The sequence below is a fragment of the Ramlibacter sp. AN1133 genome (assembly GCF_037890035.1).
Taxonomy (GTDB): Bacteria; Pseudomonadota; Gammaproteobacteria; order Burkholderiales; family Burkholderiaceae_C; genus Ramlibacter.
This window is the reverse complement of sequence record NZ_JBBKTQ010000001.1, coordinates 266877-293443: the sequence shown is the minus strand read 5'-3', so window position 1 is coordinate 293443 and position 26567 is coordinate 266877. Positions and strand designations below refer to the sequence as shown.

Sequence of the window (26567 nt, the reverse complement as noted above, 5' to 3'; positions counted from 1 at the left end):
GCGAACCATGATCGAACTCTCCGCCAAGAAGGTCGCCGGCCCCATCATCCGCCTGCACCCCAACGACAACGTCGTGGTGGCGCGCGTGGACGTGGGCATCGGCACGCCCGTGCCCAGCGAGGGCTTCACCAGCCGCAGCCAGGTGCCCGCGGGCCACAAGCTCGCCGCCCGGGCGATCAAGGCGGGCGAGGAGATCCTGAAGTACAACGTGTGCATCGGCTTCGCGGCGCAGGACATCGCGGCCGGCAGCTACGTGCACTCGCACAACGTCAGCTTCCGGGAGTTCGACCGCGACTACGCGTACGGCAAGGAGTACGAGCCCACGCCCGTGCTGCCGCAGGCGCAGCAGGCCACGTTCATGGGCTACGTGCGCCCCGGCGGCGAGGTCGGCACGCGCAACTACATCGGCATCCTGTCGACGGTGAACTGCTCCGCGACGGTGGTGCACAAGGTGGCCGACTGGTTCACGGAGGAGCGCCTTGCGGCGTTCCCCAACATCGACGGCGTGGTGGGCCTGTCGCACGGCCTGGGCTGCGGCATGGAGATGAGCGGCGAGCCGATGGACCTGCTGCGGCGGACCATCGGCGGCTACGCGAAGCACGCGAACTTCGCGGCGGTGCTGATCATCGGCCTGGGCTGCGAGCGCAACCAGCTCTCCGGCCTGCTGGCGCAGGAGGGGCTGGAGGCCAATCCGCGCCTGCAGACCTTCATCATGCAGGAGACCGGCGGCACCCGGAAGACCGTGGAAGCCGCGGTGGAAGCGGTGCAGAAGATGCTGCCGCGCGCCAACGACGTGGTGCGCGTGCCGGTGTCGGCCAGCCACCTGAAGATCGGCCTGCAGTGCGGCGGCTCGGACGGCTTCTCCTCGATCACGGCCAACCCCGCGCTGGGCGCCGCGATGGACATCCTGGTGCGCCACGGCGGCACTGCCATCCTGTCGGAGACGCCGGAGATCTACGGCGTGGAACACACGCTGACGCGCCGCGCGGTGAGCGAAGCGGTCGGCAAGAAGCTGATCGATCGCATCCGCTGGTGGAAGGAGGAGTACTCCCCCGGCCGCGACGTGCAGATCAACGGCGCCGTGAGCCCCGGCAACAACGTCGGCGGCCTGGCCAACATCTTCGAGAAGTCGCTCGGCTCCTCGATGAAGGGCGGCACCACGGGGCTGATGGAGGTGTACCGCTACGCGGAGCCCGTCAGGCAGCACGGCTTCGTGTTCATGGACACGCCCGGCTTCGACCCGTGTTCGGCCACCGGCCAGATCGCGGGCGGCGCCAACATGATCATGTTCACGACGGGCCGCGGTTCGATGTTCGGCGCCAAGCCGGTGCCCTCGATCAAGCTGGCGACCAACACGCCGATGTACTCGCGCCTGACCGAGGACATGGACTACAACTGCGGCGAGATCCTGGACGGGACGAAGACGATGCCGGAGACGGCGCAGGAGATCTTCGAGTTGATGCTGAGGATCGCTTCGGGGGAGCGGAGCAAGAGCGAATTGCTCGATCTCGGCAACCACGAGTTCGTGCCGTGGAATATCGGGGTGGTGAGCTGAGGCACACGACAAAACCGCCGGACGACCCGGCGGTTTTCGTAGGCTGGTGCTGAGCCGCGACAGCGCGCGAAGCCCAGCGATCCCTCAAATCGGCGTATCCCGCAACAACTGCATCGCCTGCTGGTGCAGTCGATCCGCCGTCAGCCGGTACTCCAGCAGCCGCTGCACTTCCTCCTGCCGCTCCACGCTGAGCCGGGTGCACTCGATCGCATCCGCGGCCTCGCAGGCCATGCGCCATTCCTCGTGCAGGCGCTCGAACTCCCGCAGGATCTCCCGCTGGACGGGTGGCAGGGTCAAGGGCCGCGTGTGCATGGGATGCAAGTAGAAGTGAAGACCCCCTCGCTTTGCTTGACGCAAGTCATTTCGAAAAAGCCGCGGGCCCCGCCCGGGGCCCGCACTTGATCCAGAACAATTTCGCGTAAGCGACCCCTGCGGGGGCCGGGCGGCCCGGGCTCCTACGCCAGCGCGCCCGCGTTGGGCATCGTGAAGCCCACCTGGTCGAGCGCGGCCTGCAGCGTCTGCTGCTGCTGCGCATTGAGGTCCACCAGCGGCGGGCGCACGTGCAGCCAGTCCCGGCGGCCGGTCTTCCACGCGATCGCCGCCTTCATGGCGGGGATCATCGGGAACTGCGCGAAGGCCGCGCGCGTGCCGTCCAGCGCCTTCTGCTGCGCGTCGGCGTCGCCGTTGCGCCAGGTCTTGTAGAGCTGGACGATCTTCGTCGGGTTGACGTTGGCCGTCGCGGTGATGCAGCCCGGGCCGCCCGCGCGCAGGTCGGCCAGCAGAAAGGTCTCGCTGCCGGCGAACACGTCGAAGCCCTGCGGCCCGAATTCCTCGATGAAGGACTTCGTGTTGTTCCAGTCGCCCGAGCTGTCCTTCATGCCGGCGATCGCCTTGGGGTAGTTCTTCAGCAGGCGCTCGACCAGCCCGCGCGTGATGGCCACGTTCGACACCGGGGGGATGTGGTACAGGTACACGCGCAGGCGCTCGTCGGCCACGGCGTCGATCACGCTGGCGAAGGCGCGGTACAGGCCCTCGTCGCTCACGCCCTTGTAGTAGAAGGGCGGCAGCATCAGCACGCCGCCGACGCCGGCACCCACCGCCATCTTCGTCAGCTCGATCGAGTCGGGCAGGGCGCAGCAGCCCGTGCCGGGCATCAGGCGCGAAGCCGGGATGCCCGCTTCCAGCAGGGCTTCGAGCAGCCGCCGCTTCTCGGCGACGGACATCGAGTTCGCCTCCGAGTTGGTGCCGAAGACGGCCAGGCCCACCTCCTGGTCCAGCAGCCAGCGGCAGTGCCGGATGAAGCGGTCCGCGTCCGGCGTGTAGTCGGCGTTGAAGGGGGTGAGGACGGGCGAGAAGACGCCCTGCAGGCGGGTGGGAGCGGCGGTCATGGTGCGGCATTGTCGTGAGCCGGACCGCAAGATATTTTGTGTTCTGAAGATAAGGGCAGTGGGTTTACCCCGAGCGCGCCGCTGCCACACTGCGAAACTCGGCTGATTCCATGCCGGACCAGGAGACAAAGAAGATGCCCACGATGCTGCGCCGCGCCCTCTGCGCTGGCCTTGCCACCGCCGCCCTGCTGCCCGCCGCCGCCCTCGCGGCCTGGCCGGAGCACCCCGTGAAGCTGGTGGTGCCCTATCCGCCCGGCGGCGCCACCGACGTGATCGGCCGCATCGTGGCGCAGCGCCTGTCCACCGCGCTCGGCCAGAACGTCCTGATCGACAACCGCGGCGGCGCCGGCGGCAACATCGGCGCCGACATCGCCGCCAAGGCGAAGCCGGACGGCTACACGCTGCTGATGGCCGCCATGACCTCGCACTCGACGATGGCGCGGCTGGAGCGCGGCAAGCTCGCCTACGACCTGGTGAAGGACCTGGTGCCGGTGCAGGTGGTGGGCTTCGTGCCGCTGGTGTTCGTGGTGCACCCCTCGGTGCCGGCGGGCAACTTCCAGCAGCTCCTGAGCTTCGCCAAGGCCAATCCGAAGAAGCTGACCTACGCGTCCTCCGGCGCCGGCGCGCCGCAGCGCATGGCGGTGGAGATGTTCCGCGTGCAGAGCGGCGCCGACATGATCCACGTGCCCTACAAGGGCAGCGGCCCGGCCATGACGGACCTGGTCGGCGGCCAGGTGCTGATGGCGGCGGAGACCGTCCCGGCGGCCCTGCAGCAGATCAAGGCGGGCAAGCTGCGCGCCCTGGCCGTCACCACCCCGCAGCGCATCTCCATGCTGCCGGACGTGCCGACGGTCACCGAGTCCGGCTGGAAGGACTTCGAGGTGGTGTCCACCTTCGGCGTGATGGCGCCGGCCGGCACGCCGCCGGAGGTGCTGGCGAAGCTGAACACCGAGATCGGCAAGATCATGCAGGACCCGGCCGCCAAGGAGCAGTTCCTGCAGCAGGGCGTGTACGTGCTGCCGCCGCAGACCCCCGCGCAGGCCGCCGAACGCCTGAGGGCCGAAGTGGCCAAGTGGGCCAAGGTGATCGACGAGACCGGTGTCAGGGCGGACGAGTGATCCTGCCCGCACGCAACGAGTGAAGTGAGCAAATGACCAAGCCAGAAGATCCCGCCGGCATGCGCAAGGGCCTCGTCAACTACGGCGACGCGGGCTTCTCCCTGTTCCTGCGCAAGGCGTTCATCAAGGGGTCGGGCCTCACGGACAACGCGCTGGAGCGCCCCGTGATCGGCATCACCGACACCGGCAGCGGCTACAACCCCTGCCACGGCAACATGCCGCAGCTGCTGGAGGCGGTGCAGCGCGGGATCATGCTGGCCGGCGGCCTGCCCGTGAAGTTCCCGACCATCTCGATCGGCGAGAGCTTCGCGGCGCCCACCAGCATGTACCTGCGCAACCTCATGTCCATGGACACCGAGGAGATGCTCAGGGCACAACCGATGGACGCCGTGGTGCTGATCGGCGGCTGCGACAAGACGGTGCCGGCGCAGTTGATGGGCGCGGCCTCGGCCGGCCTGCCCGCGATCCAGCTGATCACCGGCTCGATGCTCACCGGCTCGCACCGCGGCGAGACCGTGGGCGCCTGCACCGATTGCCGCCGCTACTGGGGCAAGTTCCGCGCCGAGGAAATCGATGCGCAGGAGATCGCGGACGTCAACAACCAGCTGGTCCCCAGTGTCGGCACCTGCTCGGTGATGGGCACGGCCAGCACCATGGCCTGCATCGCCGAGGCATTGGGCATGACGGTGCCCGGTGGCGCCTCGCCGCCGGCGGTGACTTCGGCGCGCATGCGCGTGGCGGAGCAGACCGGCACCGTCGCCGTGCAGATCGCGAAGAACCGCCTCACCATCGACAAGGTGCTGACGGAAAAGTCGCTGGAGAACGCGATGCGCGTGCTGCTCGCCATCGGCGGCTCCACCAACGCGATCGTGCACCTGACGGCCATCGCCGGGCGGCTGGGCTTCGAGGTCGACCTGCAGGCGCTGGACCGCATGGGCCGCGAGACGCCGGTGCTGGTGGACCTCAAGCCCTCGGGTGCGCACTACATGGAGCACTTCGACGCGGCCGGCGGCATGCCCGCGCTGCTGCGTGAGCTGAAACCCCTGCTGCACCTCGATGCGTTGACGGTCACCGGCCGCACGCTGGGCGAGGAGCTGGAACGCGCCGCGCCCCCGTTCAAGCAGGACGTGATCCGCCCGCGCACCGATCCCATCTATCCGCAAGGCGGCATTGCGGTGCTGCGCGGCAACCTCGCGCCGGGCGGCGCGATCATCAAGCAGTCGGCGGCCGACCCCAAGCTGATGGAGCACGAGGGCCGCGCCGTCGTGTTCGAGGGGCTGGAGGATCTCGCCGAGCGCATCGACAGCGAGGACCTCGACGTCAAGCCCGAGGACATCCTGGTGCTCAAGAACATCGGCCCCAAGGGCGCGCCCGGCATGCCCGAGGCCGGCTACATCCCGCTGCCGCGCAAGCTGGCGCGCCAGGGCGTCAAGGACATGGTGCGCATCTCCGACGGCCGCATGAGCGGCACCGCGTTCGGCACCATCGTGCTGCACGTCACGCCGGAGTCCGCGATCGGCGGGCCGCTGGCGCATGTGCGCAACGGCGACCGCATCCGCCTGTCGGTGGAGCAGCGCGAGATCGCCCTGCTGGTGACCGACGAGGAACTGGCGCGGCGCGCGAAGGAGCAGCCCGTGACCGAGCCGCGCGCCGAGCGCGGCTACCGCAAGCTGTTCCTCACCACCGTGACGCAGGCGGACAAGGGCGTGGACTTCGACTTCCTCGCCGCGCCGGAAATGCGCGGCCGCGTGCCGAAGGCGTAGCCGCCACTCTCCTACATCCTTCGAACGACTCGCGCCGCAACCTTGACCCTGCGCAAGGACGCGGCGCCTCGGCGGTCTCTTACTTCAAGTCCGGGCGATCAGCGCCTGCGGCGGCGTGGCCAGCCCTCCGGGGGCAGGGGCTGGCGCTCGATCATCGCCCCGCCCTCGGCCCAATGAGGAGACAGCATGGGCACATCCACATCCACCCTCAGGGCGGCGGCGCTGGGCGCCGCTGCGGCGGCGCTTGCGGCCTGCGTGGGCAGCGGGGGCGGCGCGGGCGGCGGCCCGGTCATGAGCCACTGGACGCCGGCTCCGCCCGGCACGACGTGGCAAGTGGTGCAGCGCAACACCGGCAGCTACGGCCAGGACGCGCAGGTCACGTGGACCCGCGAGGACACGCGCTGGAAGGGCGCGCCCGCCATCGGGCTGAAGAGCTCGATGGGCACCGTGATCATGACGGAGCCGGTCGGCGGGCGCTGGGTGAGCGTCGTGGATACGGGAGGCAAGCCGGTCCTCAGCTACGACCCGCCGATCGGCTGGCAATTCCCGCTGAAGGTCGGCAAGACCTGGTCGCAGCACGAGCGCATGACGCTGCACGCGAGCAGCAAGGTGGTCGAATTCGACTTCGCGTGCAAGGTGGAGGCCTTCGAGAAGGTAACGGTGCGCGCAGGCACGTTCGACGCGTTCCGCATCCACTGCAAGACCCCGGGCACGGACGACATCTACTGGATCAGCCCGCGCGTCGGCCCCTTCGTGAAGACGCAGCTGCGGCGGGACGCGAACAGCATGTTCGGCGCCGGCACGCAGGAGCAGGAACTGGTCAGCGCGCCGGCGGCGCGGCCGAACACGGCGGCGATGTAGCGCCGGCGCGCGCCCTCAGCGGCGCGCCGGCCACATGCGGGCGAACACCTGGTCGCGGTCGACGAGCAGGTGCTTCAGCCCGCCCGCGACGTGCAGCACCACGAGGACGACCAGCACCCACACCAGCGTCTCGTGCAGCTCGAAGAACTGCTTGGCGGTCGGCCGGCTGGCCGCGACCCAGCGGGGCAGGTCCGTGCCGAAGAAGACGAGCCCGGCGCGGCTGTACATCGCCCCGAGCAGGCCCGTGAGCGGCACGGCGATCATCAGCAGGTACAGCCCCGCCTGCGTCGCGCCGGACAGCAGCACCTGCCAGCGCGGCACGGCCGCCGGCAGGGATTCGGGCCGGTGCGCGAGGCGCCACAGCACCCGCAGCGCGACGAGCGCCAGCAGGATGAGGCCGACGGACTTGTGCAGTACGAAGAAGCGCTCGCCGCCGGGCGTGTCTTCGACGGTCATCATCCACCAGCCCAGGGACGCCATGAAGACGATCAGGGCGGCCAGCAGCCAGTGCAGCACGATGGCGGGAGTGGAGTAGCGCCAGGCGGGCGGGGAATAGGCACGTTGCAAGGTCGATGCTCCTCTAGCGGCGGGCCTGCGCCGCATGCCGGCGCAGGTCCATGCAGGGTGCGCGCCAGGCGGCGAAGGCCGCGCTCGCGGCCGCCACGGCGAGCACCCCGAAAACGATGTGGAAGACGTGCGTGACGCGCGCCGGGTCCAGGTGGGCCACCTGCAGCGCGGCCCCTTCGCCGGCGCCGGAGGACCCGAGCAGCACGAAGGCCATGCCGCCGAAGGCGGCGGTACCGAGCGTGGCACCGGTGGAGCGCGTCAGCGACAGCAGCGCGGCCGCGGCACCGAGCCGTTCGCGCCCGGCGAGGATCTGCGTGGCCAGTTGCGCGCTGGGCATGACGGTGCCGAACCCCAGGCCGCAGATCGCTGCGGCGGCGGTGATCAGCCCCGGGAACGGCGGCAGCAGCGCGAGCGCCAGGATCGCCACTGCGGCGGCGCCCAGCCCCCAGGGCGGCAGCTTGCCGCTGGTGCCGGTGCGTGCGCTGAACCGGCTGTTGAGCGTGGAGCCCACGACGATGCCGCCGGTGAGGGGCAGCAGCTGCAGGCCGGCATCGAGCGCGTTGGCGTGCCGCGCGACCTGCAGGTAGATCGGCAGCAGGAACAGCAGGCCGAACATCGTGGCGGCGAAGCCCGCCACGGACAGGCAGACCCAGGCCACGCCCGGCAGCTTCAGGATGTCCAGGGGCAGGAAGGCGTTGGGATGCCGGCGCTGCTGGCGCGCGAGCACCAGACCCGCGACGACGGCGGTGAGCGCCACGAGCGCGCTGGCGGGAGAGAGCAGGCGGAAGCTGTGCCCCACCTGCCCGAACCACACGAGCGCGCTGGCGGCGCAAAGCGCGAACAGCATGAAGCCCAGCGGATCGTAGGGCGCGTGCCGCCTGGGCGACGGGTGGGGCGTGGGCAGCAGCGCCATGCGCCACATCGCCAGCGCCGCCAGCGGCAGGTTCGCCAGGAACAGCCAGCGCCAGTCGCCGCCGTGCACCACCAGCCCGCCGATCAGCGGCCCGCCGACGCTGGAGACGGTGAAGACGACGGCGAAGTAGCCCTGGTAGCGCGGCCGGTCCCAAGGCGGCACCAGCTCGCCGATCAGCGCCTGCGACAGCACCATCAGCCCGCCGCCGCCCAGGCCCTGCAGCACGCGCGAGGCGATCAGCAGGCGCATGGTGGGCGCCAGCGCGCAGGCCAGCGAGCCGAGCGCGAAGACCGCCAGCGCCAGCAGCATCACGTTGCGCCGGCCGAAGCGATCGCCCAGGCGCCCGTACAGCGGCGCCATGATGGTGCAGGCCAGCAGGTAGCCGGCGGCGATCCAGGAGGTTTCCGCCAGGCCGCCGAGTTCGGAGGCGATGCGCGGCGTGGCGGTCACCAGCAGCGTCTGGTCCACCGCGCCCATGAACATCGGCAGCATGACCGCGCTGAACAGGGCCGCGAACGACGAGCGTGTGAGGTCCTCCGTGGCAGGCGCACGCGCATCGGGATGCGCGTGCTCGGTGCCGGTGGCGGATGAGGGCAGGCTGCCCTCGGACAGAAGGTGCGCCTCGCCCGCGGTCGCGCTGCTCGCGCTGCGGTCGGGCGAGAAGTCCTCTTCGTCGCTCACCCGAGCATCCTAAGCGAGCTGTCGCAAGTCTGCAGGCGGGGGTGGGACCGCGCCTACGCCACCGCTTCGCCGCGTCCTGCGCTATCGTCGCGCGCATGCAATCGCGCGTCATTCCCTCGACCGGCGAGGTGCTGCCCGTGATCGGCTGCGGCACCTACATGGGCTTCGACCGTTCGCCCGGGAGCGCCGAATTCGCGCAGCTGCCCCGCGTGCTGTCGGCGCTGTTCGAGGCGGGCGGCAGCGTCGTCGACAGCTCGCCGATGTACGGCAAGGCGGAGGCCGCGGTCGGGCAGCTGCTCGCCGAGGGGAGCATGCAGGGGCGGCCCTTCCTCGCCACCAAGGTCTGGACCGCGGGGCGCGCCGCCGGCATCCGCCAGATGGAGAACTCGCTGCGCCTGCTGCGCACGGACCGCATCGACTTGATGCAGGTGCACAACCTGCTCGACTGCGCAAGCCACCTGGCGACGCTGCGCCAGTGGAAGGAGGCGGGGCGGGTGCGCTACATCGGGATCACGCATTACACGCCGTCGGCCTATGCGGACGTCGAACAGGTGCTGCGCAGCGAGCCCCTGGACTTCCTGCAGATCAACTACTCCGCCCAGGAGCGCGAGGCGGAGCAGCGCCTGCTGCCGCTCGCGGCCGAACGCGGCGTGGCCGTCCTCGTGAACCGCCCGCTGGGCGGCGGCGGCCTGCTGCGGCGGCTGCGCGCGAAGGAACTCCCACCTTGGGCGCAGGAGATCGGCTGCACCAGCTGGTCGCAGCTGCTGCTGAAGTTCGCGCTGAGCCACCCGGCGGTGACCTGCGCCATCCCCGGCAGCGGCTCGCCGGAGCACATGGCGCAGAACGCGCTGGCCGGCGGCGGCACCATCCCGGGGCCGGACTACTGGCGCGACAAGGCCGCGGCCCTGGCCGCGTAGCATCCTTGCCGCACCGGTACCCTGAGGTTCCCCCTGATTGCCGGGGCGGCGCCGGCCCCGCAGCATCGGCCTCCATGCTGAACATCGCCGTCATCGGCCTGGGCTGGTGGGGCCGCATCGTGGTGGACCTGCTGGCCGGCAGCGACAAGCTGCGGGTCGTGCGCGTCGCGGACGTGGCGCCGCAGGGCGAGGCGTTCGCGGCCCGGCGCGGCCTGGCATTCTCCAACGCGTTCGAGGCCGTGCTGCGCGATCCCCGGGTCGAAGGCGTGGTGCTCTGCACGCCGCACAGCCAGCACACCGGGCAGATCGTCGCTGCCGCGCGCGCGGGCAAGCACGTGTTCTGCGAGAAGCCCCTGTCGATGACGCGCGCCGACGTGCTGCGCGCGATTGCCGCCGTGGAGGAAGCCGGCGTGGCGCTCGCCGTAGGACACGAGAAGCGCTTCGAGCCGCCGATCCAGGAGGTGATGCGCCTGCTGCGCGCTGGCGTGCTGGGCACGCCGCTGCAGGTCGAAGCCAACTTCAGCCAGGACAAGTTCCTCTCGCTGGCCGCCGACAACTGGCGGCTGTCCCCGCAGGAGGCACCCGCCGGGCCGATGACGGCCACCGGCATCCACCTGCTGGACCTCGCCGTGGGCGTGTTCGGCGAGGCGGAGACGGTGCATGCCAGCGTGCGGCAACTCGGCAGCCAGCTCACCAACGGCGACACGCTGGCGGCGCTGGTGACCTTCCGCCGCGGCGGCCACGCGCTGCTCACCGCGATCCTTGCCACGCCGTTCGCGGGCCGCTTCGCGGTCTACGGTTCCCAAGGCTGGGCCGAGGTCCGCGACAGGACGCACCCGGAAGCGCCCGAAGGCTGGACGCTCACCACCTGCCTGCGCGGCGAGCGGCCGGTGGCCGTGGACGTGCCACCGGCACCTGCGGTGCTGCGCAACCTCGAAGCCTTCGCCGACGCCGCCACCGGCGTGGCGCCGTATCCGGTGCCGCGCGAGCAGATGATCGCCAACGTGAGCGCGCTGGAGGCGATCTTCCGTTCCGCCGCCAGCGGCGCGATCGAACCCGTACAACACTGAAGAACCACAGGAGATCCCGCAGATGAAACTCGGCACCTTCATGATGCCCCTGCACCCGCCGGGCCGCGTCGCCACCGAGACGCTGGCGGAGGACCGCGAGGCGATCCTGCTGGCCGACCGCCTGGGCTACCGCGAAGCCTTCGTGGGCGAGCACGTGACGGACCTGGCCGAGAACGTCACCTCCTGCCTGATGTTCCTCGCCTCGCTGGCCCACGACACGAAGGACATCGTGCTGGGCAGCGGCACCATCAACATGCCCAACACGCATCCGGCGGCCGTGGCGGCGCAGGTCGCGATGCTGGACCACATCCTAAAGGGCCGCTTCATCATGGGCATCAGCCCGGGCGGCCTGATGTCGGACGCGGAGGTGTTCGGCAACTACCAGAAGAACCGCAACGCGATGTTCGTCGAAAGCATCAACATGGTGCTGAAGATCTGGGAGAGCGAGCCGCCGTACGACCTGCAGGGCGAGTTCTTCAAGGTCTCGACGAAGCAGACCTCGATCCTGGAGATCGGCCAGGGCGCGATCCTGCGGCCGTACCAGAAGCCGCATCCGCCCATCGTCGGCACCGCGGTGGCGCCGTACTCGGCCGGCGTGACCGAGATGGCCAAGCGCGGCTGGACGCCCATCTCCGCCAACTTCCTGCTGCCGGAATGGGTGAAGACGCACTGGCCCAAGTACGTCGAGGGCCGCGAGGCCGTGGGTGCGAAGGCCTCGCCGGCCGACTGGCGCGTGGCCAAGTCGATCTTCGTCGCCGACGACGACAAGGTGGCGCAGCGCTATGGCAAGGGCGCGGAAGGGCCGTATCACTTCTACTTCAGGCAGCTGGTTCGCAAGCTGGTGGGCTTCGCGGGCCGCTCCAACCTGTTCAAGGTGGACCAGAACCAGCCGGACAGCGAGATCACGCCGGACTACGTGACCAACCGCCTGGTGATCGCGGGCACCGTCAACAGCGTGGTCGACCAGATCCTGTCGTTCCGCGAGCAGGTCGGCGACTTCGGCACCTTGCTCTATGCCTCCCACGACTGGGTGGACCCGGCCCTGGGCAGGCGCTCCATGCAGCTCATGGCCGAAGAGGTGATGCCCCGCGTGAACGCCGCCATCGCGAAGGCGCCATGAACACCGGCCGCGTCGGCGACATCGACATGGCCTACGAGCTGGAAGGCCCGGCCGGCGCGCCCGTGGTGATGCTGGCGCACGGCATCCTGACCACGCACGGGATGTGGCGCGGGGTGGCGCAGGCCCTGCTGCCCCGCTGGCGCGTGCTGGGCTACGACCTGCGTGGCCACGGCGGCACGCGCGCGAGCGAGCCGCCGTACACGATGCAGCGGCTGGCCCAGGACGCGATCGCGCTGCTGGATGCGCTGGACCTGCAGCGCGTGCACTTCATCGGCTCCTCGCTGGGCGGCATGATCGGCCAGCGGGTGGCGGCCCTCCACGGCAAGCGCTTCCTGTCCGTCACCCTGGCCAACACCGCCGCCGTGCAGGGCGCGCCCCAGGCGTGGCAGGAGCGCATCGCCACGGCGCGGGAGAAGGGCGTCGCGGCGCTGGTGGAACCCACGCTGCAGCGGTGGTTCTCGCCCGCCTTCCTGGCCGCCAACCCCGAGCCGGTGCAGCGCATGCGGGCGCTGGCGGCGCAGACGGACGTGCGCGGCTTCTGCGGCTGCGCGGCGGCCGTGCGCGACCTGGCGCACGCCGAGATCCTGGCCTCCATCCGCCCGCCCACCCTGGTGATCGTCGGCGAGCAGGACCAGGCGACGCCGCCCGCCGCCGGCGAGTTCATCCAGCAGCGCATTCGCGGCTCGCGGCTCGCCCGCCTGCCGGCGGGACACCAGTCGGCCGTGGAGTGCCCCGAGGCCTTCGCGGCCGCCTGGGAAGCCTTCGCCCGCACCTTGTCCTGAGGCAAGGAAACGCCCGCGCGGCGCGTGACAAGATCGGGGCTCGCCGGCTCGACCCGGCGAGCGGCAGAACAAGACCCAGGAGACAAGCCCATGGTGAATGCCCCCTTCGCGGACGGGCACGCGCTCGCGCCGCCCGAGGTGGTGCGCGAAGCGCGCGCCGACGGCAGCTTCGTGCTGCGCCATCCGCGCCCGCTGCAACCCTACGCACGCTGCGTGGGCGACTGGCTCGAACACTGGGCCGCCACCACGCCCGATGCGCTGTTCCTCGCCGAGCGCGATGCGCAGGGCGACTGGCGCCGGCTCACCTACCACGAGGTGCGCGAGCAGGTCGGCCGCATCGCCCAGGGCCTGCTGGACGCACGGCTGCCGGCCATGAGGCCGGTCGTGATCCTGTCCGACAACGGCATCGATGCCGCCCTGCTGGGCCTGGCTTCGATGCACGTGGGGCGGCCCTTCTGCATGGTCTCCAGCGCCTATTGCCGCCTGACGAAGGACTACACCAAGATCGCGGGCATCCTGGACATGCTGCAGCCGGCGCTGGTGTACGCCGCGGACGCGCGGGTGTACGGGCCGGCGGTGCGGCACTGGGGCGGCAAGTGCGCGACCGTCTTCGGCGCGCATGCGCAGGAGGTCCCCGGCGCGCGCGCCTTCCCGGTGCTGTGCGAGGCCGAGGAATCCGAGCAGGTGGGGGTGGCCTTCGCCGCGATCCGGCCGGAGCACCACGCCAAGTACCTGCTCACGAGCGGCTCCACCGGCCATCCCAAGGTGGTGATCAACAACCACCGCATGCTGTGCGCCAACCAGCAGATGATGGCGCAGGCCTGGCCCTTCCTCACGCGCCACCGGCTCGTGCTGCTGGACTGGCTGCCCTGGAGCCACACCTTCGGCGGCAACCACAACTTCCACATGGTGCTGGCGCATGGCGGGGCGCTGTACATCGACGAGGGCCGGCCCGCGCCGGGGCTGGTCGAGAAGACGGTGCGCAACCTGCGCGACGTGAAGCCGAACTTCCACTTCAACGTGCCGCGCGGCTTCGACATGCTGCTGCCCTTCCTGGAGGAGGACGAGGCCTGCGCGCGCGAGGTGCTGGGCGGCATGGAAGGGATCTTCTACGCGGGCGCGGCGCTGCCGCAAAGCCTGTGGTCGCGGCTGGAAGCGGTGGCCGCGAAGGTGCGCGAGCGGCCGCTGTGGTTCACGTCGTCCTGGGGTTCGACCGAAACGGCGCCGGCGATCACGACGGTGCACTGGCGAATCGACCGCGCCGGCTGCCTCGGCCTGCCGTTGCCCGGCGCCGAACTCAAGTTCGTGAGGAACGGCGAGAAGCTGGAGATGCGCGCCCGCGGGCCCAACATCTTCCCCGGCTACCTCGACCGGCAGGACCTCACCGACGCGGCCTTCGACGAGGAGGGCTACTACTGCATCGGCGACGCCGGCAAGCTGGTGGACGCCGGCGACATCGCGCAGGGCGTGGCCTTCGACGGCCGCGTGGCGGAGGACTTCAAGCTGACCACCGGCACCTGGGTGAGCGTGGGCACGCTGCGCCCGCGCATCGTGAGCGCGCTGGCGCCGCACGTGTCCGATGTCGTCATCACGGGGCACGACCAGTCCGAGATCGGCCTGCTGGTGTTTCCGACACCGCAGGCCAAGGCCTTGCCCGAGGGCGCACTCGCCGCGCATGTGCGCAGCGTGCTGCAGCAGCTGCACGCGCAAGGCAGCGGCTCTTCCCAATGCCCGACATGCGCCATCGTGCAGGCGGAGCCGCCCAGCGCGGATGCGGGCGAGATCACGGACAAGGGCTACCTCAACCAGCGCGCGGTGCTGTCGCGCCGCGCATCCGACGTCGCCGCGCTCTACGCCGGGACCGACCCGCGCGTGATCCGGCCCTGAAACTCTTCCAGGAGGAACTGCCATGAGATTCGACAACGCGTACATCCCGGGCCCGCTGCTGTGGTCCTCGCCCTTCATCCGCTGGCAGGGGTCGGCGGCGGACGTGTCCAGCATGGACCTCGCGGTGCAGGTCACGCGGGACGCGCTGGCTGCGCGCGACTTCGATCCTTCCGCGATCGCGCAACTGGTGTACGGCACGACCGTGCCGCAGGTGGGCAGCTTCTATGCGGCGCCCGTGATCGCGGCGCGCATGGGCCTGCCAGGTGTGGGCGGCCCCACGATCTCGCAGGCCTGCGCGACCTCCGTCGCGTGCGTCATGCAGGCCGCCGCCGCGGCGCAGCTTTCGGGCGGCGACGCGCAACTGGTGGTGACCGCGGACCGCGTGAGCAACGGGCCGCTGATGCTCTATCCGCGCCCCAACGCGATGGGTGGCGCGCCGGTGACGGAGCACTGGGTGCTGGACAACTTCAAGTGCGATCCGTGGACCGGCGAGTCGATGATCCACACGGCCGAAGAGACCGCACGCGAGGGCGGTTTCACGCGCGCGCAGGCCGACGAGGTGGCGCTGCTGCGCTACACGCAGTACCAGCAGGCACTGGCGGACGACCGCCGGATCCAGAAGCAGTACTTCCAGGCGATCGTGATCCCGCAGCGCAAGGGGCAGCTGGTGCTGGAGCAGGACGAGGGGATCAGCCCGTACAGCAAGGAAGGGCTCGCGGGGCTCAAGACTGTGTTTCCGGGCGGCGTGACGACGCCGGGCTCGCAGACGCATCCGGCCGACGGTGCCGCGGGTCTCGTGGTGACGGGCCGCGACCAGGCGAAGGCGCTGGCGCGCGGGCAGGGCGTGGTGCGGCTGCTCTCGGCCGGCCAGGCGCGGGCGGAGAAGGCGCGCATGCCCAAGGCGCCGGCGCTGGCGGCGCAGCGCGCGCTCGATGCCGCCGGCAAGACCATGCGCGACGTGAAGGCGGTGGTCACGCACAACCCCTTCGCGGTGAACGACCTCTGGTTCGCCAAGGCGATGGAGTATCCGCTGGAGAAGATGAACCCGCTGGGATGCAGCCTGATCTACGGGCACCCGCAAGGGCCGACGGGGATGCGGGGGATCGTGGAGCTGGTGCACGCGTTGCGGATGCAGGGCGGCGGGATCGGGCTCTTCACCGGTTGCGCCGCGGGGGACATGGGCGCGGCGCTGCTGCTCTCCGTGGATTGATGCCTTCCTCCCTCCCCCTCCGGGGGAGGGCCGGGGTGGGGGCGCTCGGGCGCTCAAATGCCCTCGGGAGTGCCCCCACCCCAACCCTCCCCCGGAGGGGGAGGGAGGAAAACCGTCAAGCCGTGGCGGTGACGCGAATGCCGCGGATCTGCCCCGCCTCGCGCGACGGCGCCGGACGCGCATAGGTCGCCGGGTCGAACTTGTGCAGCAGCTCCGCCTCGCGCGCCCGTGCGAGCGCCACGTTCGCCAGCTTCACATGGCCGAAGCCGCGCATCGACAGCGGCAAGGCCGCGATGTCCGTCGCCGTCTTCAGCCGCTCCGGCGTGAGCGCCGGCAGCAGCGCCTCGACGCGTGAACGATAGGCTGCAATCAGCTCCCGCTCCATCCGCCGCTCCGCCGTGCGCCCGAACAGATCCCACATCGTGCCGCGCAACCGCCTCCCCTGCGCCAGCAGCTTCATCGCCGGCATCATCCAGGCGCCCAGCCGCACCTTGCGCGGCGGCTGCCCGTCCTTCGCGCGCGCGAGCGCCGGCGGCGCCATGAAGAACTCCAGCGCGATGTCGCCCTCGAACTGCTGCTGCAGCGAACGCCGGAACTCGCCGTCCGTGAACAATCGCGCGACCTCGTATTCGTCCTTGTACGCCATCAGCTTCAGCAGCGATTGCGCCACGGCACGGGCGAAGGGCAGCGAGGCATCCGCGCCCAGCGCCTGCTCGCGCACGCGCACCTTCGCCACGAAATCCGCATACAGGCGCGCATAGCGCTCGTCCTGGTAGCCGGTCAGGTGCGCCATGCCGCGCGCGACGATCGCATCGAGCGTCTGCGGCCCGTCCGGCGCCTCGAGCACCTCGCCGCGCAGCAGCGGCCCGATCGCCTCCGGCGCGCCGACCGCGAGCCGCCCCAGCGAGAACGCAAGCTTGTTGTGGTCCACCGCCACGCCGTTGAGGTCGATCGCGCGCATCAGTGCATCCAGGCTCACGGGCACCAGCCCGCGCTGCCATGCCGAGCCGAGCGCGATGATGTTGGAGAAGATCGCATCGCCGAGGAAGGCCTCCGCCAGCGCCTGCGTATCCAGGGTCTCGACGCGATCGGCTCCGGCCGCGAAGCGCAGCTTCTCCAGCAGCTGCGGCACCTTCAGGCTCGCATCCGGATTGCGCAGGCTCTCGGCCACGGGCACTTCGTGCGTGTTGGCCAGGATGCGCGTGCGGCCGTGGCGCACGGTGGCGAGCGCATCGGACGAGGCGCCCACCACCAAGTCGCACGCGAGCAGCGCGTCGGCCTGCTGCGTGTCGATGCGGACCTGGTTCAGGCGCGCGGGAGTGTCCGCGAAGCGCACGAAGCTCAGCACGGAGCCGCCCTTCTGCGCGAAGCCCATGAAGTCCAGCACGCTGGCGCTCTTGCCCTCCAGGTGGGCGGCCATCGCCACGAGCGCGCCGATGGTGACCACGCCGGTGCCGCCCACGCCGGTGACCAGCAGGTCGTAGGGTGCGTTCCATACGTGCGGGGCCGGTGGCGGCAGCGCGTCGACCTGCGCCATGAAGGGCGTGGACCCGCGGGCGAGGGCGCCCGAGCGCTTGCGCGGCCGACCCCCGAGCACGCCGACGAAGCTGGGGCAGAAGCCCTTGGCGCACGAATAGTCCTTGTTGCAGCTGCTCTGGTCGATCCGGCGCTTGCGCCCCAGCGGCGTCTCCAGCGGCTGCACCGCCACGCAGTTGCTCTGCACCGAGCAGTCGCCGCAGCCTTCGCACACGCGGTCGTTGATGAACACGCGCCGCGCCGGGTCCACCAGCTCGCCCTTCTTGCGGCGGCGGCGCTTCTCCGCCGCGCAGGTCTGCTCGTAGATCAGGACCGTCACGCCGGGCACTTCGCGCAGGCGGCGCTGCACCGCGTCGAGCGCGTCGCGGTCGTGGAATTCGGTGCCGGCGGGGAAGCGGTCCTTGATACGGTGGTACTTCGCGATGTCGTCGGACACCACCACGACCTGCTTGACGCCCTCGGCCTCGACCTGGCGCGCGATGCCGTCGACGCTGATGATGCCGTCCACCGGCTGGCCGCCCGTCATGGCCACCGCGTCGTTGAACAGGATCTTGTAGGTGAGCGTCGCGCGCGCGGCCACCGCCTGCCGGATCGCCAGGTAGCCCGAGTGGTAGTAGGTGCCGTCGCCCAGGTTCTGGAACACGTGCGGCACCTTGGTGAACATCGCGTGCGACACCCAGTCCACGCCTTCGCCGCCCATCTGGATCAGGCCCTCCGTTTCGCGGTCCATCCAGCTCGCCATGAAGTGGCAGCCGATGCCCGCCTGCGCATGCGAGCCTTCGGGCACGCGCGTGGAGATGTTGTGCGGGCAGCCGGCGCAGAAGTAGGGCACGCGCTTGACCGTGTCGCCCGCGTTGGAGAGCAGCTCGGGCAGGGTGAAGTCGCGCACCAGGTGACGCCGGTCGAGGTCGGCGAAGTGGCCCACCAGCCATTGCGCGACGATCTCGATCAGCCGCGAGGGCCGCAGCTCGCCGAGCGCGGACACGAGCGGCCGGCCTTCGGCGTCCGTCTTGCCGACGATCACCGGGCGCTCGCGCTCGTTGTAGAACAGGGAGCGCAGCTGCTCCTCGACGACCGCGCCCTTTTCCTCGATCACCAGCACTTCCTTCAGGCCGCGGACGAACTCGCGCATGCGCGTGGGCTCGACGGGGTACGTGAGCCCGAGCTTGTAGATGCGCACGCCGTGCGCGGCGAGCGTTTCCAGCGGGATGTCGAGGCGCCGCAGCACCTCCATCAGGTCGTAGTGCGCCTTGCCCGCGGTGACGATGCCCACCGTGGCGCGCGGGCTGGCGACGACGTGCCGGTCGATGCTGTTGATGCGCGCGAAGGCCCGCACCGCGTCGAGCTTGGCGTGCAGCCGCTGCTCGATCACGAGCGAGGGCAGGTCGGGCCAGCGGTAGTGCAGGCCGCCCGCGGGCGGCGCGTAGCCGGTGAGTTGCCGCACCGTATCGGCGTCCTGCCAGGTGGCGATGCGCGCGTTCACCAGGTCGAGGTCCACCGTGGCGGCGCTCTCCACCACTTCCGACAGCGCGGTGAAGCCGACCCAGTTGCCCGAGAAGCGCGAGAGCGCCCAGCCGTAGAGCCCGAACTCCAGGTACTCCGCCACGTTCGCGGGCGACACGACCGGCGCGTGCCAGGACTGGAAGGCCTGGTCGCTCTGGTGCGGCATGGAGGAGGAAACGCAGCCGTGGTCGTCGCCGGCCACCATCAGCACCCCGCCGTGCGGCGAGGACCCGTAGGCGTTGCCGTGCTTCAAGGCGTCGCCCGCGCGGTCCACGCCCGGGCCCTTGCCGTACCACAGCGCGAACACGCCTTCGCAGGTGCGCTCGGGGTCGGCTTCCACGCGCTGGGTGCCGAGCACCGCGGTCGCGCCGAGTTCCTCGTTGATGGCGGGCAGGAAGCGCACACCGGCTTCCTCGAACTTCTTGCCGGCCTTCCACACGGCGAGGTCCACCATGCCCAGGGGGGATCCGCGATAGCCGCTCAGGAAGCCGCGCGTGTCCAGGCCGGCGGCCGCATCGCGCTGGCGCTGCATCAGCATCAGCCGCACCAGCGCCTGCGTGCCGGTGAGGAAGATGGCGCCGCCGGGCGCCCACAGGCTGTCGCTCAGGCGGTATTCGGGGCGCGCGATCGGCGAGGTATCGGCGAGGGTGCTCTCTGGCATCGCTGGGTCTCCTTCAGCAGGTACAGCTTAGTTGCGCAGGCGAAGAATGTGATTCTTCTTTCCCGCGGGGAAGCCGGCACTGGAGAATGCAGTTTCCAGAATCTGGGGTCATCAGGAATGAATCAACTCGACCGTCACGACGTGCTCCTCCTGAGCGAACTCCAGCGCGATTCGCGCCAGACCGTGCAGCAGCTCGCGGCGGCCGCGGGCCTGTCGGCGACGCCGGCCTGGAAGCGCGTGAAGGAGATGGAAAGCGCCGGCATCATCCTCGGCTACACCGCGCTCGTGGACCGCGAGAAGGTGGGCCTCACGCTCGCCGTGCTGGCCGAGGTGAACCTCACGCGGCACAGCGAGGACGACGTGCGCCGCTTCGAGGAAGCCGTGGCCGCCAGTCCGCAGATCGTGAGCTGCTACGCCACCACCGGCCAGGCCGACTATGTGCTCAAGGTGCTGGTGCCGGACATCAAGAGCTACGAGGCCTTCCTGCACGGCACGGCGTTCAAGCTCCCCGGCGTGACGCACGTGCGTTCGAGCGTGGTGCTCAAGGAAGTGAAGGCGGAGACGCGGCTGCCGCTGGCAGGCGGCGAGCGCGCACCAGCGCCGCGGCGTCGCCGGTCCTGAAAGCGCGGCCTGGCCGGTCAGGCCGGCGGCTGCGCCTGCAGGCGCTTCGCCTGGGCGCGCATGCCATCGAAGACGGCGCCGGCCACGTCCTGCGGAAAGTCCGCGGGCAGCTGCCTTGCCGCGCCGTCGATGGCGGAGTCCACCTTTTCGAGCAGCTCGCCGATGATGTCCTCGGCGTCGTCGCCCCAGCCGCAGCGCGCGGCCATGGCATTGAAATGGCGGCGCATGATTTCGGACAGCCGGTAGTGGCGGCTCCTGCCGCTCACCGCCATCGCCAGCTTGGCGTCGTGCCACGGCAGCCGGTTGCGGCCGTTGCCGATGATCGGCCAGGCCGAGAGCACGTCATAGAGCGGCGTGAGCTGGTAGCCGCCGCCTGCCAGCAGCCGGAGGCTGAAGTTCTTCGCATGGCCGTCGGTGGCCGCCATGAGCCAGAACAGCACCTGCGATTGCAGCAGCGTCTTCAGGTCGGCGCGCGCATGGGAGTAGAGCAGGAAGCGGGCGAGGTCCTGCACGCCGGGGCCGCCGTCGGATTCGTACTTGCGCAGCGGGCCCACCCCCAGCACCTGGCAGAAGTCCTCCTGCGGCAGCCGCAGGATCCATTGGCCGGACGCATGCAGCTGGCGGTCGAAGCGCTCGACGACCAGGACGGCCGGATGGTCGGCGAAGCGCGCGATCTCCGCGCGCGCAACGGGCAGGCCGAACTGTTCCAGCAGCTTCAGGCAGAGCCATTCGTTGTGCACCGACGTGCGCATGTCGGCCTGCATGTTCCCGACGAGGCCGAGGGGCAGCTTCAGGATGTGCGTCGTGGGCGTCGCGCCTGCGGGGCGCAACCACCGGCCGTCGTGCCGCAGCAGCGCCGTCTTCTCCTGCGCGCCGGCGATCGAGATGCGCAGGTCCTGGCCGTCGTCCCGCTGGCCCGGTGCCGGCGGGGCGACCGCGCCGCGCAGCAGCTGCGCGACCTCCTCGTCGGAGAGCGCGCTGCCCTCGATGCGGTTGAAGCCCTGGGGCTCCTGGTCCTGCGGCAGCAGCTGGATGGCGCCCACGCAATCGCGGCCGATCGCCGCCAGCAGGTCGAAGGCGCTCTCCGAGCCGGCGGCGTAGCGCTGCGCCAGCCGGCGGCGGATGGTCTGGCTCTCCGGCAGCAGGTTCTCGAAGTAGTTCTCGACCACCTCGCCGCGCAGGGGCGGGTTGCCTTCCTGGAAGCGCAGCGACAAGGACAGCGGCCGCCCGTGGGCCGATGCGACCCAGCTGTCGTCGTAGCGCAGCTCCGTGGGCTTGCGCCCCGGCGGGGTCCACGAACCCACGCGCAGGCCGTTGGCCCAGAGCGTGAGCGGGCTCGAGAGAGACCGGCGGCCCATCGCTTACCAGTCCGTGGCGGGCGGCGGAGGGGGTGCGCCGGTTTCGTCGCGCGCCTGCAGCGTGAGCTGCAGCCCGAGCTGGGCGCACAGGGCCAGCAGCTGTTCGACGCTGAGGGTCCCCGGATCCCGCTCCAGCTCCGAAAGCCGGTTCTGGCTGAGGCCCAGCCGCGCGGCGAGCTGCGCCTGCGAAAGCTTGCGGCTCTTGCGCCGACCCTGGAGCAGCGAAGCAAGCTGGTCGGGTGTGACGATGGGCTGGGCGGATGGTGGCATAGCGGAATTTCCGATATATGCAGTATATCGATATTGGTGATATCAATGTGTTATCGGCAAAAGCGATAATGCGCCAATATCGAACTTTCCGATGGGAGGCGCTGCCAGCGTGAAGCTGGTGCTTCCCCCGCATTCCTTGATCCGCCGCAAGGACAGCAGATCGCCTATGATCTACCGACCGGTCGGCAATAAGCGCCCGACCCGCCAAGGAGACGCGATGTACACGCAGGCCATGGACACCCAGGGCAAGGACGGCGATGCCCGCAAGCCGGTGCGCTCCGCCGAGGACATGCAGCTCGAGGACGCCTTCGAGGCGCGCATCGCCGCGGGCGAATTCGTCGAGCCCAAGGACTGGATGCCGGAGCACTACCGCAAGACGCTGGTGCGGCAGATATCCCAACACGCGCATTCGGAGATCGTGGGCATGCTGCCCGAGGGCAACTGGATCACGCGCGCGCCCACGCTCAAGCGCAAGGCGATCCTGCTGGCCAAGGTGCAGGACGAGGGCGGGCACGGCCTGTACCTCTATTCCGCCGCCGAGACGCTGGGCACCTCGCGCGACCAGATGATAGAGGCGCTGCACAGCGGCAAGGCCAAATACAGCTCGATCTTCAACTACCCCACGCTCACCTGGGCCGACGTCGGCGTGGTCGGCTGGCTGGTCGACGGGGCGGCGATCATGAACCAGGTGCCGATCTGCCGCTGCTCGTACGGGCCGTATGCGCGCGCCATGATCCGCATCTGCAAGGAGGAAAGCTTCCACCAGCGCCAGGGCTTCGAGAGCCTGCTGACGATGATGGAGAAGGGCACGGATGCCCAGCGCGCGATGGTGCAGGACGCGGTGAACCGCTGGTGGTGGCCCTCGGTCATGATGTTCGGCCCGCCGGACGACCAGTCGCCCAACACCGCGCAGTCGATGCGCTGGGGCATCAAGCGGGTGTCGAACGACGAACTGCGCCAGCGCTTCGTGGACGCCACGGCCGAACAGGCGAAGGTGCTGGGCGTGACCTTGCCCGATCCGCAGCTGAAGTGGAACGAGGAGCGCGAGCACTACGACTTCGGCGCGATCGACTGGGCCGAGTTCTGGCGCGTCATCGCCGGCAACGGCCCGTGCAACCGCGAGCGCCTGGCCGCGCGCGTGGACGCTTGGGAAGAGGGGGCGTGGGTGCGCGAGGCGGCGCTGGAGTTCGCGCGCAAGCAGGCAGCGCGTGAGGCCAGGGCTGCATGAAGAAAGGACAGCCGGACGCAGAGGACGCAAAGGGTACGCAGAGGACGCAAAGAATTCATCTTCATGGATGTTCTTTTGCGCTCTCTGCGTACCCTTTGCGCCCTCTGCGTCCGGATGTCCGGTTTTGATTCCGAACAGGATCTGATATGAGCGACGTGAAGCAAGAGTGGCCGCTGTGGGAGGTTTTCATCCGCAGCAAGTCGGGCCTGGACCACAAGCATTGCGGCAGCCTGCATGCCCCGGACGCGAAGATGGCGGTGCAGATGGCGCGGGACGTGTACACGCGCCGGCAGGAAGGCACCAGCGTGTGGGTGGTGCGCAGCGACCATATCGTCGCCAGCGACCCGGGCGAGAAGTCCATGTACTTCGACCCGATGGAGGACAAGGTGTACCGCCACCCGACCTTCTACCAGCTGCCCGAGTCCGTGGATCACATGTGAGGGGCGGGCGATGCAGGCTTCCATCCGCATGGCCGACACGCCGCAACTGCAGTACCTCCTGCGCATCGGCGATACCGCGCTGATCCTCGCGCAGCGCCTGGGCGAATGGACCGGCCACGCGCCGGTGCTGGAGGAGGACATCGCGCTGGCCAACATGGCGCTCGACCTGATCGGCCAGTGCCGCGCCGTGCTGGCGCATGCCGGCGCCGTGGAAGGCGCGGGGCACGACGAGGACCAGCTCGCCTTCCTGCGGGAGGAGCGCGACTACCGCAACGTCACGCTGGTCGAACTGCCGCGCGGCGACTTCGCCTTCACCGTGGTGCGCAACACCATGATGGCCACCTTCTTCAAGCTGCTCTGGCAGAGGCTCGCCGCATCCGGCGACAACGAGCTGGCCGCGATCGCCGGCAAGGCGGTGAAAGAGGCGCGCTACCACCAGCAGCATGCGGCCGACTGGCTGGTGCGGCTGGCCGGCGGCACCGCGGAGTCGCGCCAGCGCACCGAAAAGGCACTGGCCGATCTCTGGCCCTATCACGCGGAACTGTTCGCCCCCGACGCGGTGGACGAGCATGCGGCGCAGACGGGGCTCGGCCCGCGCTGGAGCGAACTGCGCGAACCCTGGCTCACGGACATGGCGCAGATCCTCGAGGAGGCCGGCCTCGCGCTGCCCGAGACGGTGCCCTTCCTGAGCACCGGCAAGCAGGGCGTGCACAGCGAGCACATGGGCTTCATCCTGGCCGACCTGCAGCACCTGCAGCGCGCGTATCCGGGAGGCGTGTGGTGACACGCACCGAGCGCGCCTGGCAGGTGCTGGCCGGCGTGCTGGACCCGGAGGTGCCGGTGCTGTCGGTGCGGGATCTCGGCATCGTGCGCGACGTGATCGACCACGGCGGGGAACTCGAGGTCGTGCTGACGCCCACCTATTCGGGCTGTCCCGCCACCGAGGCGATCGAGCAGGGCGTGCTTGCGGCCATCGACGCCGAAGGCCTGGGCCCCGCGCGCACCACCCTGCGCCGGGCCCCCGCGTGGACCACCGACTGGATCAGCGAGGACGGCAGGCGCAAGCTGCGCGAGTACGGCATCGCTCCTCCTTCCCACGTCATTCCCGCGCAGGCGGGAACCCGGAGCATCCTGGTCTTCCGGCGCAAGCCGCAAGCGCTCGCCTGCCCCCACTGCGGCAGCGCGCACACCGAACGCCTCTCCCCCTTCGGCTCCACCGCCTGCAAGGCCCTCTGGCGCTGCCTGGCCTGCCGCGAGCCCTTCGAACACTTCAAGCCGATCTAGATGTCCTCCCTGTTCCATCCCCTGCGCGTACGCTCGGTGCAGCCTGACACCGAGGAGGCCGTGATCGTCTCCTTCGACGTGCCCGAGGAACTGCGGCCCGTCTTCGGCTTCACGCAGGGCCAGTACCTCACCCTGCGCCGCGAGATCGACGGCCAGGACCTGCGCCGCTCCTATTCGATCTGCGCCGGCGTCGACGACGCCGAACTGCGCGTGGGCGTGCGCAAGGTCGCGGGCGGCGTTTTCTCCAACTGGATCAACGAGCACCTGAAGCCCGGCGACATGCTGCAGGTGATGGCGCCGCAGGGCCGCTTCTTCGTGCCGATCGAGCCGCAGGCGCAGCGGCACCACCTGGGCATCGCGGGCGGCAGCGGCATCACGCCGATCCTGTCGATCATGAAGACGGTGCTGGCGCGCGAGCCCGCCAGCCGCTTCACCCTGATCTACGGCAACCGCAAGCTGCGCTCCACCATGTTCAAGGAGGAACTCGACGACCTGAAGGACCGCTACATGGCGCGGCTGGGGGTCCACCACGTGTTCTCCGACGAGCACACCGAGTCGCCATTGACCATGGGCGTGATGAACCGCGAGAAGCTCGGCGAGTTCCTGCGGGTGCTGGTGCCGCCCGAGCGCATCGCGCACGCGTACATCTGCGGCCCGTTCCAGATGAACGACGAGGCCGAGGCGGCGCTGCTCGCGGCCGGCCTGCCCGAGGAGCGCATCCACATCGAGCGCTTCGGCATCGCGCACAAGCCCGGCGGGCAGGTCGGCGCGGTGCTGCACCAGTCGCATGCCAGCGACGCCGCCAAGGCCCGCATCACCATCGTGCGCGACGGCCTGCAGCGCGACTTCCTGTTCTCGCGCGAGCAGCCCAGCATCCTCGATGCGGCGTCGGCGGCGGGGCTGGAGGTGCCGTACTCCTGCACGTCGGGCGTGTGCGGCACCTGCCGCGCCAAGCTGATGGAGGGCAAGGTGCGCATGGAGCGCAACTTCGCGCTAGACAAGAAGGAGGTCGCGGCGGGCTACGTCCTGACCTGCCAGGCGCACCCGCTCACCGAGCGCGTGGTGCTGTCCTTCGACGAAAGATAAGGATGTCGGCCCCCACGCTTGTCACTTCGTGTACTGCGCTGCCCCCCGGGGGGGCTTCAGCCGCCTTGGGGCGGCCCGGCGGCGGCTGATCTCCATGGGCCGCGGACGCCACGCCGGCTACGACGAACAGCGCGAGATGATCCTCGCGCATGCGGCGGCCCTGTTCGCGCGCGGCGGCTATCCGGGCACGTCGATGAACCAGGTGGCGGAGGCCTGCGGCCTGTCGAAGGCCACGCTGTACCACTACTACCGCGACAAGTACGCGCTGCTGGTGAGCATCGCCGAAGGGCATGTCACGCGGCTGCAGGGCATCGTCGACGAGGCGCTGGCGGAGGAAGCCACGCCGGCCGGCCGGATGCGCATGCTGATCCGCCGGCTGGTCGAGGAATACGCCAGCGCGCAGAACGAACACCGCGTGCTCACCGAGGACGTGAAGTTCCTCGATGCCCCCGACCGCGAGCGCATCCTGGGCAAGGAGCGCGAAGTGGTGGCGGCTTTCGCGCGGGTGGTCGCCGCGCTGCGACCGGACCTGCAGGAGGCGGCCATGAGCAAGCCGCTCACGATGCTGCTGTTCGGGATGGTGAACTGGATGTTCACCTGGATGAAGCCCGAGGGGCCGCTGGCGTACGACGACATGGCGCCCGTGGTCACCGACCTGTTCCTCGGCGGCCTGCAGGCGGTGCAGGCGCCCTTGCGCACGGCGACCGTCGATTAGGCGGCTCCTGTCACTCCCCGCCGTGCGCGCCGC

24 protein-coding genes are annotated in these 26567 nt (G+C 70.2%); 17 read left to right on the top strand and 7 right to left on the bottom strand.

The genetic code is table 11. The features are described 5' to 3' along the window. Window positions 1-7: 7 nt before the first annotated feature. Entirely contained in the window at window positions 8-1555 is a 1548-nt protein-coding gene (locus tag WG923_RS01345) for a UxaA family hydrolase (protein WP_340349111.1), read from the top strand. Window positions 1556-1639: 84 nt separating this feature from the next. Here WG923_RS01345 and WG923_RS01340 read toward each other — a convergent pair whose 3' ends face one another. Both WG923_RS01340 and WG923_RS01335 read right to left on the bottom strand, forming a co-directional pair. Further along, entirely contained in the window at window positions 1640-1852 is a 213-nt protein-coding gene (locus tag WG923_RS01340) for a hypothetical protein (protein ID WP_340349110.1), read from the bottom strand. A 158-nt stretch (window positions 1853-2010) separates the two neighbouring features. After that, on the bottom strand, window positions 2011-2943 hold the full coding sequence (locus WG923_RS01335) for a dihydrodipicolinate synthase family protein (protein ID WP_340349109.1): 933 nt from the start codon (window positions 2941-2943) through the stop codon (window positions 2011-2013). A gap of 134 nt (window positions 2944-3077) precedes the next feature. On the opposite strand from WG923_RS01335, the gene WG923_RS01330 reads away from it, so the two are divergent. The 3 genes from WG923_RS01330 (at window position 3078) to WG923_RS01320 (ending at window position 6685) form a co-directional block, all read left to right on the top strand. Further along, on the top strand, window positions 3078-4061 hold the full coding sequence (locus tag WG923_RS01330) for a tripartite tricarboxylate transporter substrate binding protein (protein ID WP_340349108.1): 984 nt from the start codon (window positions 3078-3080) through the stop codon (window positions 4059-4061). Between the two features lie 32 nt (window positions 4062-4093). Then, window positions 4094-5824 carry an IlvD/Edd family dehydratase gene (locus tag WG923_RS01325; protein WP_340349107.1) on the top strand — a complete coding sequence of 577 codons (1731 nt, stop codon included), beginning with the start codon at window positions 4094-4096 and terminating at the stop codon, window positions 5822-5824. Between the two features lie 186 nt (window positions 5825-6010). Further along, window positions 6011-6685 (top strand): hypothetical protein, encoded by a 675-nt coding sequence (locus WG923_RS01320; RefSeq protein ID WP_340349106.1) that lies wholly within the window; start codon window positions 6011-6013, stop codon window positions 6683-6685. Window positions 6686-6700: 15 nt separating this feature from the next. Here WG923_RS01320 and WG923_RS01315 read toward each other — a convergent pair whose 3' ends face one another. Together WG923_RS01315 and WG923_RS01310 are read right to left on the bottom strand one after the other, a co-directional pair. Further along, a complete protein-coding gene (locus WG923_RS01315; RefSeq protein WP_340349105.1) occupies window positions 6701-7252 on the bottom strand; it encodes a cytochrome b in 552 nt (183 codons plus the stop codon). Between the two features lie 13 nt (window positions 7253-7265). Then, window positions 7266-8846, bottom strand: coding sequence for an MFS transporter (locus tag WG923_RS01310; protein WP_340349104.1), 1581 nt, complete (start codon window positions 8844-8846; stop codon window positions 7266-7268). Window positions 8847-8941: 95 nt separating this feature from the next. Here WG923_RS01310 and WG923_RS01305 point away from each other — a divergent pair, with 95 nt between their 5' ends. The 6 genes from WG923_RS01305 to WG923_RS01280 all read left to right on the top strand — a co-directional run bounded on the left by WG923_RS01305 (window position 8942) and on the right by WG923_RS01280 (window position 15832). Then, entirely contained in the window at window positions 8942-9763 is an 822-nt protein-coding gene (locus WG923_RS01305; protein WP_340349103.1) for an aldo/keto reductase, read from the top strand. A gap of 74 nt (window positions 9764-9837) precedes the next feature. Then, complete coding sequence (locus WG923_RS01300; protein WP_340349102.1) at window positions 9838-10833, top strand: Gfo/Idh/MocA family protein; 996 nt, start codon at window positions 9838-9840, stop codon at window positions 10831-10833. 22 nt (window positions 10834-10855) lie between these two features. Then, the gene (locus WG923_RS01295; RefSeq protein WP_340349101.1) at window positions 10856-11953 is read left to right on the top strand and encodes an LLM class flavin-dependent oxidoreductase; all 1098 of its coding nucleotides are present in this window, start codon (window positions 10856-10858) and stop codon (window positions 11951-11953) included. Then, entirely contained in the window at window positions 11950-12735 is a 786-nt protein-coding gene (locus tag WG923_RS01290; RefSeq protein WP_340349100.1) for an alpha/beta fold hydrolase, read from the top strand. The genes WG923_RS01295 and WG923_RS01290 overlap by 4 nt, the downstream gene beginning before the upstream one ends. Window positions 12736-12825: 90 nt before the next feature. Beyond that, window positions 12826-14622: a feruloyl-CoA synthase gene (locus WG923_RS01285; RefSeq protein ID WP_340349099.1), complete on the top strand. Its 1797-nt coding sequence runs from the start codon at window positions 12826-12828 to the stop codon at window positions 14620-14622. Window positions 14623-14644: 22 nt separating this feature from the next. Continuing rightward, window positions 14645-15832, top strand: a complete 1188-nt coding sequence (locus WG923_RS01280; protein ID WP_340349098.1) for a thiolase family protein — start codon at window positions 14645-14647, stop codon at window positions 15830-15832. Between the two features lie 115 nt (window positions 15833-15947). Here the strand turns inward: WG923_RS01280 and WG923_RS01275 are convergent, their stop codons facing one another. After that, on the bottom strand, window positions 15948-19532 hold the full coding sequence (locus WG923_RS01275) for an indolepyruvate ferredoxin oxidoreductase family protein (protein WP_340349097.1): 3585 nt from the start codon (window positions 19530-19532) through the stop codon (window positions 15948-15950). A 117-nt stretch (window positions 19533-19649) separates the two neighbouring features. On the opposite strand from WG923_RS01275, the gene WG923_RS01270 reads away from it, so the two are divergent. Further along, window positions 19650-20153 carry an Lrp/AsnC family transcriptional regulator gene (locus tag WG923_RS01270; protein WP_340349096.1) on the top strand — a complete coding sequence of 168 codons (504 nt, stop codon included), beginning with the start codon at window positions 19650-19652 and terminating at the stop codon, window positions 20151-20153. A gap of 17 nt (window positions 20154-20170) precedes the next feature. On the opposite strand, the gene WG923_RS01265 is transcribed toward WG923_RS01270, so the two are convergent. Together WG923_RS01265 and WG923_RS01260 are read right to left on the bottom strand one after the other, a co-directional pair. Then, window positions 20171-21511 (bottom strand): type II toxin-antitoxin system HipA family toxin, encoded by a 1341-nt coding sequence (locus tag WG923_RS01265; protein ID WP_340349095.1) that lies wholly within the window; start codon window positions 21509-21511, stop codon window positions 20171-20173. A gap of 3 nt (window positions 21512-21514) precedes the next feature. Next, window positions 21515-21781 carry a helix-turn-helix domain-containing protein gene (locus WG923_RS01260; protein ID WP_340349094.1) on the bottom strand — a complete coding sequence of 89 codons (267 nt, stop codon included), beginning with the start codon at window positions 21779-21781 and terminating at the stop codon, window positions 21515-21517. A 217-nt stretch (window positions 21782-21998) separates the two neighbouring features. Here WG923_RS01260 and paaA point away from each other — a divergent pair, with 217 nt between their 5' ends. The 6 genes from paaA to WG923_RS01230 all read left to right on the top strand — a co-directional run bounded on the left by paaA (window position 21999) and on the right by WG923_RS01230 (window position 26534). Beyond that, window positions 21999-23009, top strand: coding sequence for a 1,2-phenylacetyl-CoA epoxidase subunit PaaA (gene paaA, locus WG923_RS01255; RefSeq protein WP_340349093.1), 1011 nt, complete (start codon window positions 21999-22001; stop codon window positions 23007-23009). Between the two features lie 146 nt (window positions 23010-23155). Then, window positions 23156-23449 carry a 1,2-phenylacetyl-CoA epoxidase subunit PaaB gene (paaB, locus tag WG923_RS01250; RefSeq protein ID WP_340349092.1) on the top strand — a complete coding sequence of 98 codons (294 nt, stop codon included), beginning with the start codon at window positions 23156-23158 and terminating at the stop codon, window positions 23447-23449. A 10-nt stretch (window positions 23450-23459) separates the two neighbouring features. Continuing rightward, window positions 23460-24233, top strand: coding sequence for a 1,2-phenylacetyl-CoA epoxidase subunit PaaC (paaC, locus tag WG923_RS01245; RefSeq protein WP_340349091.1), 774 nt, complete (start codon window positions 23460-23462; stop codon window positions 24231-24233). Then, entirely contained in the window at window positions 24227-24733 is a 507-nt protein-coding gene (paaD, locus tag WG923_RS01240; RefSeq protein ID WP_340349090.1) for a 1,2-phenylacetyl-CoA epoxidase subunit PaaD, read from the top strand. Before paaC ends, paaD begins: the two co-directional genes overlap by 7 nt. Beyond that, window positions 24734-25819: a 1,2-phenylacetyl-CoA epoxidase subunit PaaE gene (paaE, locus tag WG923_RS01235; protein WP_340349089.1), complete on the top strand. Its 1086-nt coding sequence runs from the start codon at window positions 24734-24736 to the stop codon at window positions 25817-25819. Between the two features lie 94 nt (window positions 25820-25913). Then, window positions 25914-26534 (top strand): TetR/AcrR family transcriptional regulator, encoded by a 621-nt coding sequence (locus WG923_RS01230; protein WP_340349088.1) that lies wholly within the window; start codon window positions 25914-25916, stop codon window positions 26532-26534. Window positions 26535-26567: the final 33 nt, after the last annotated feature.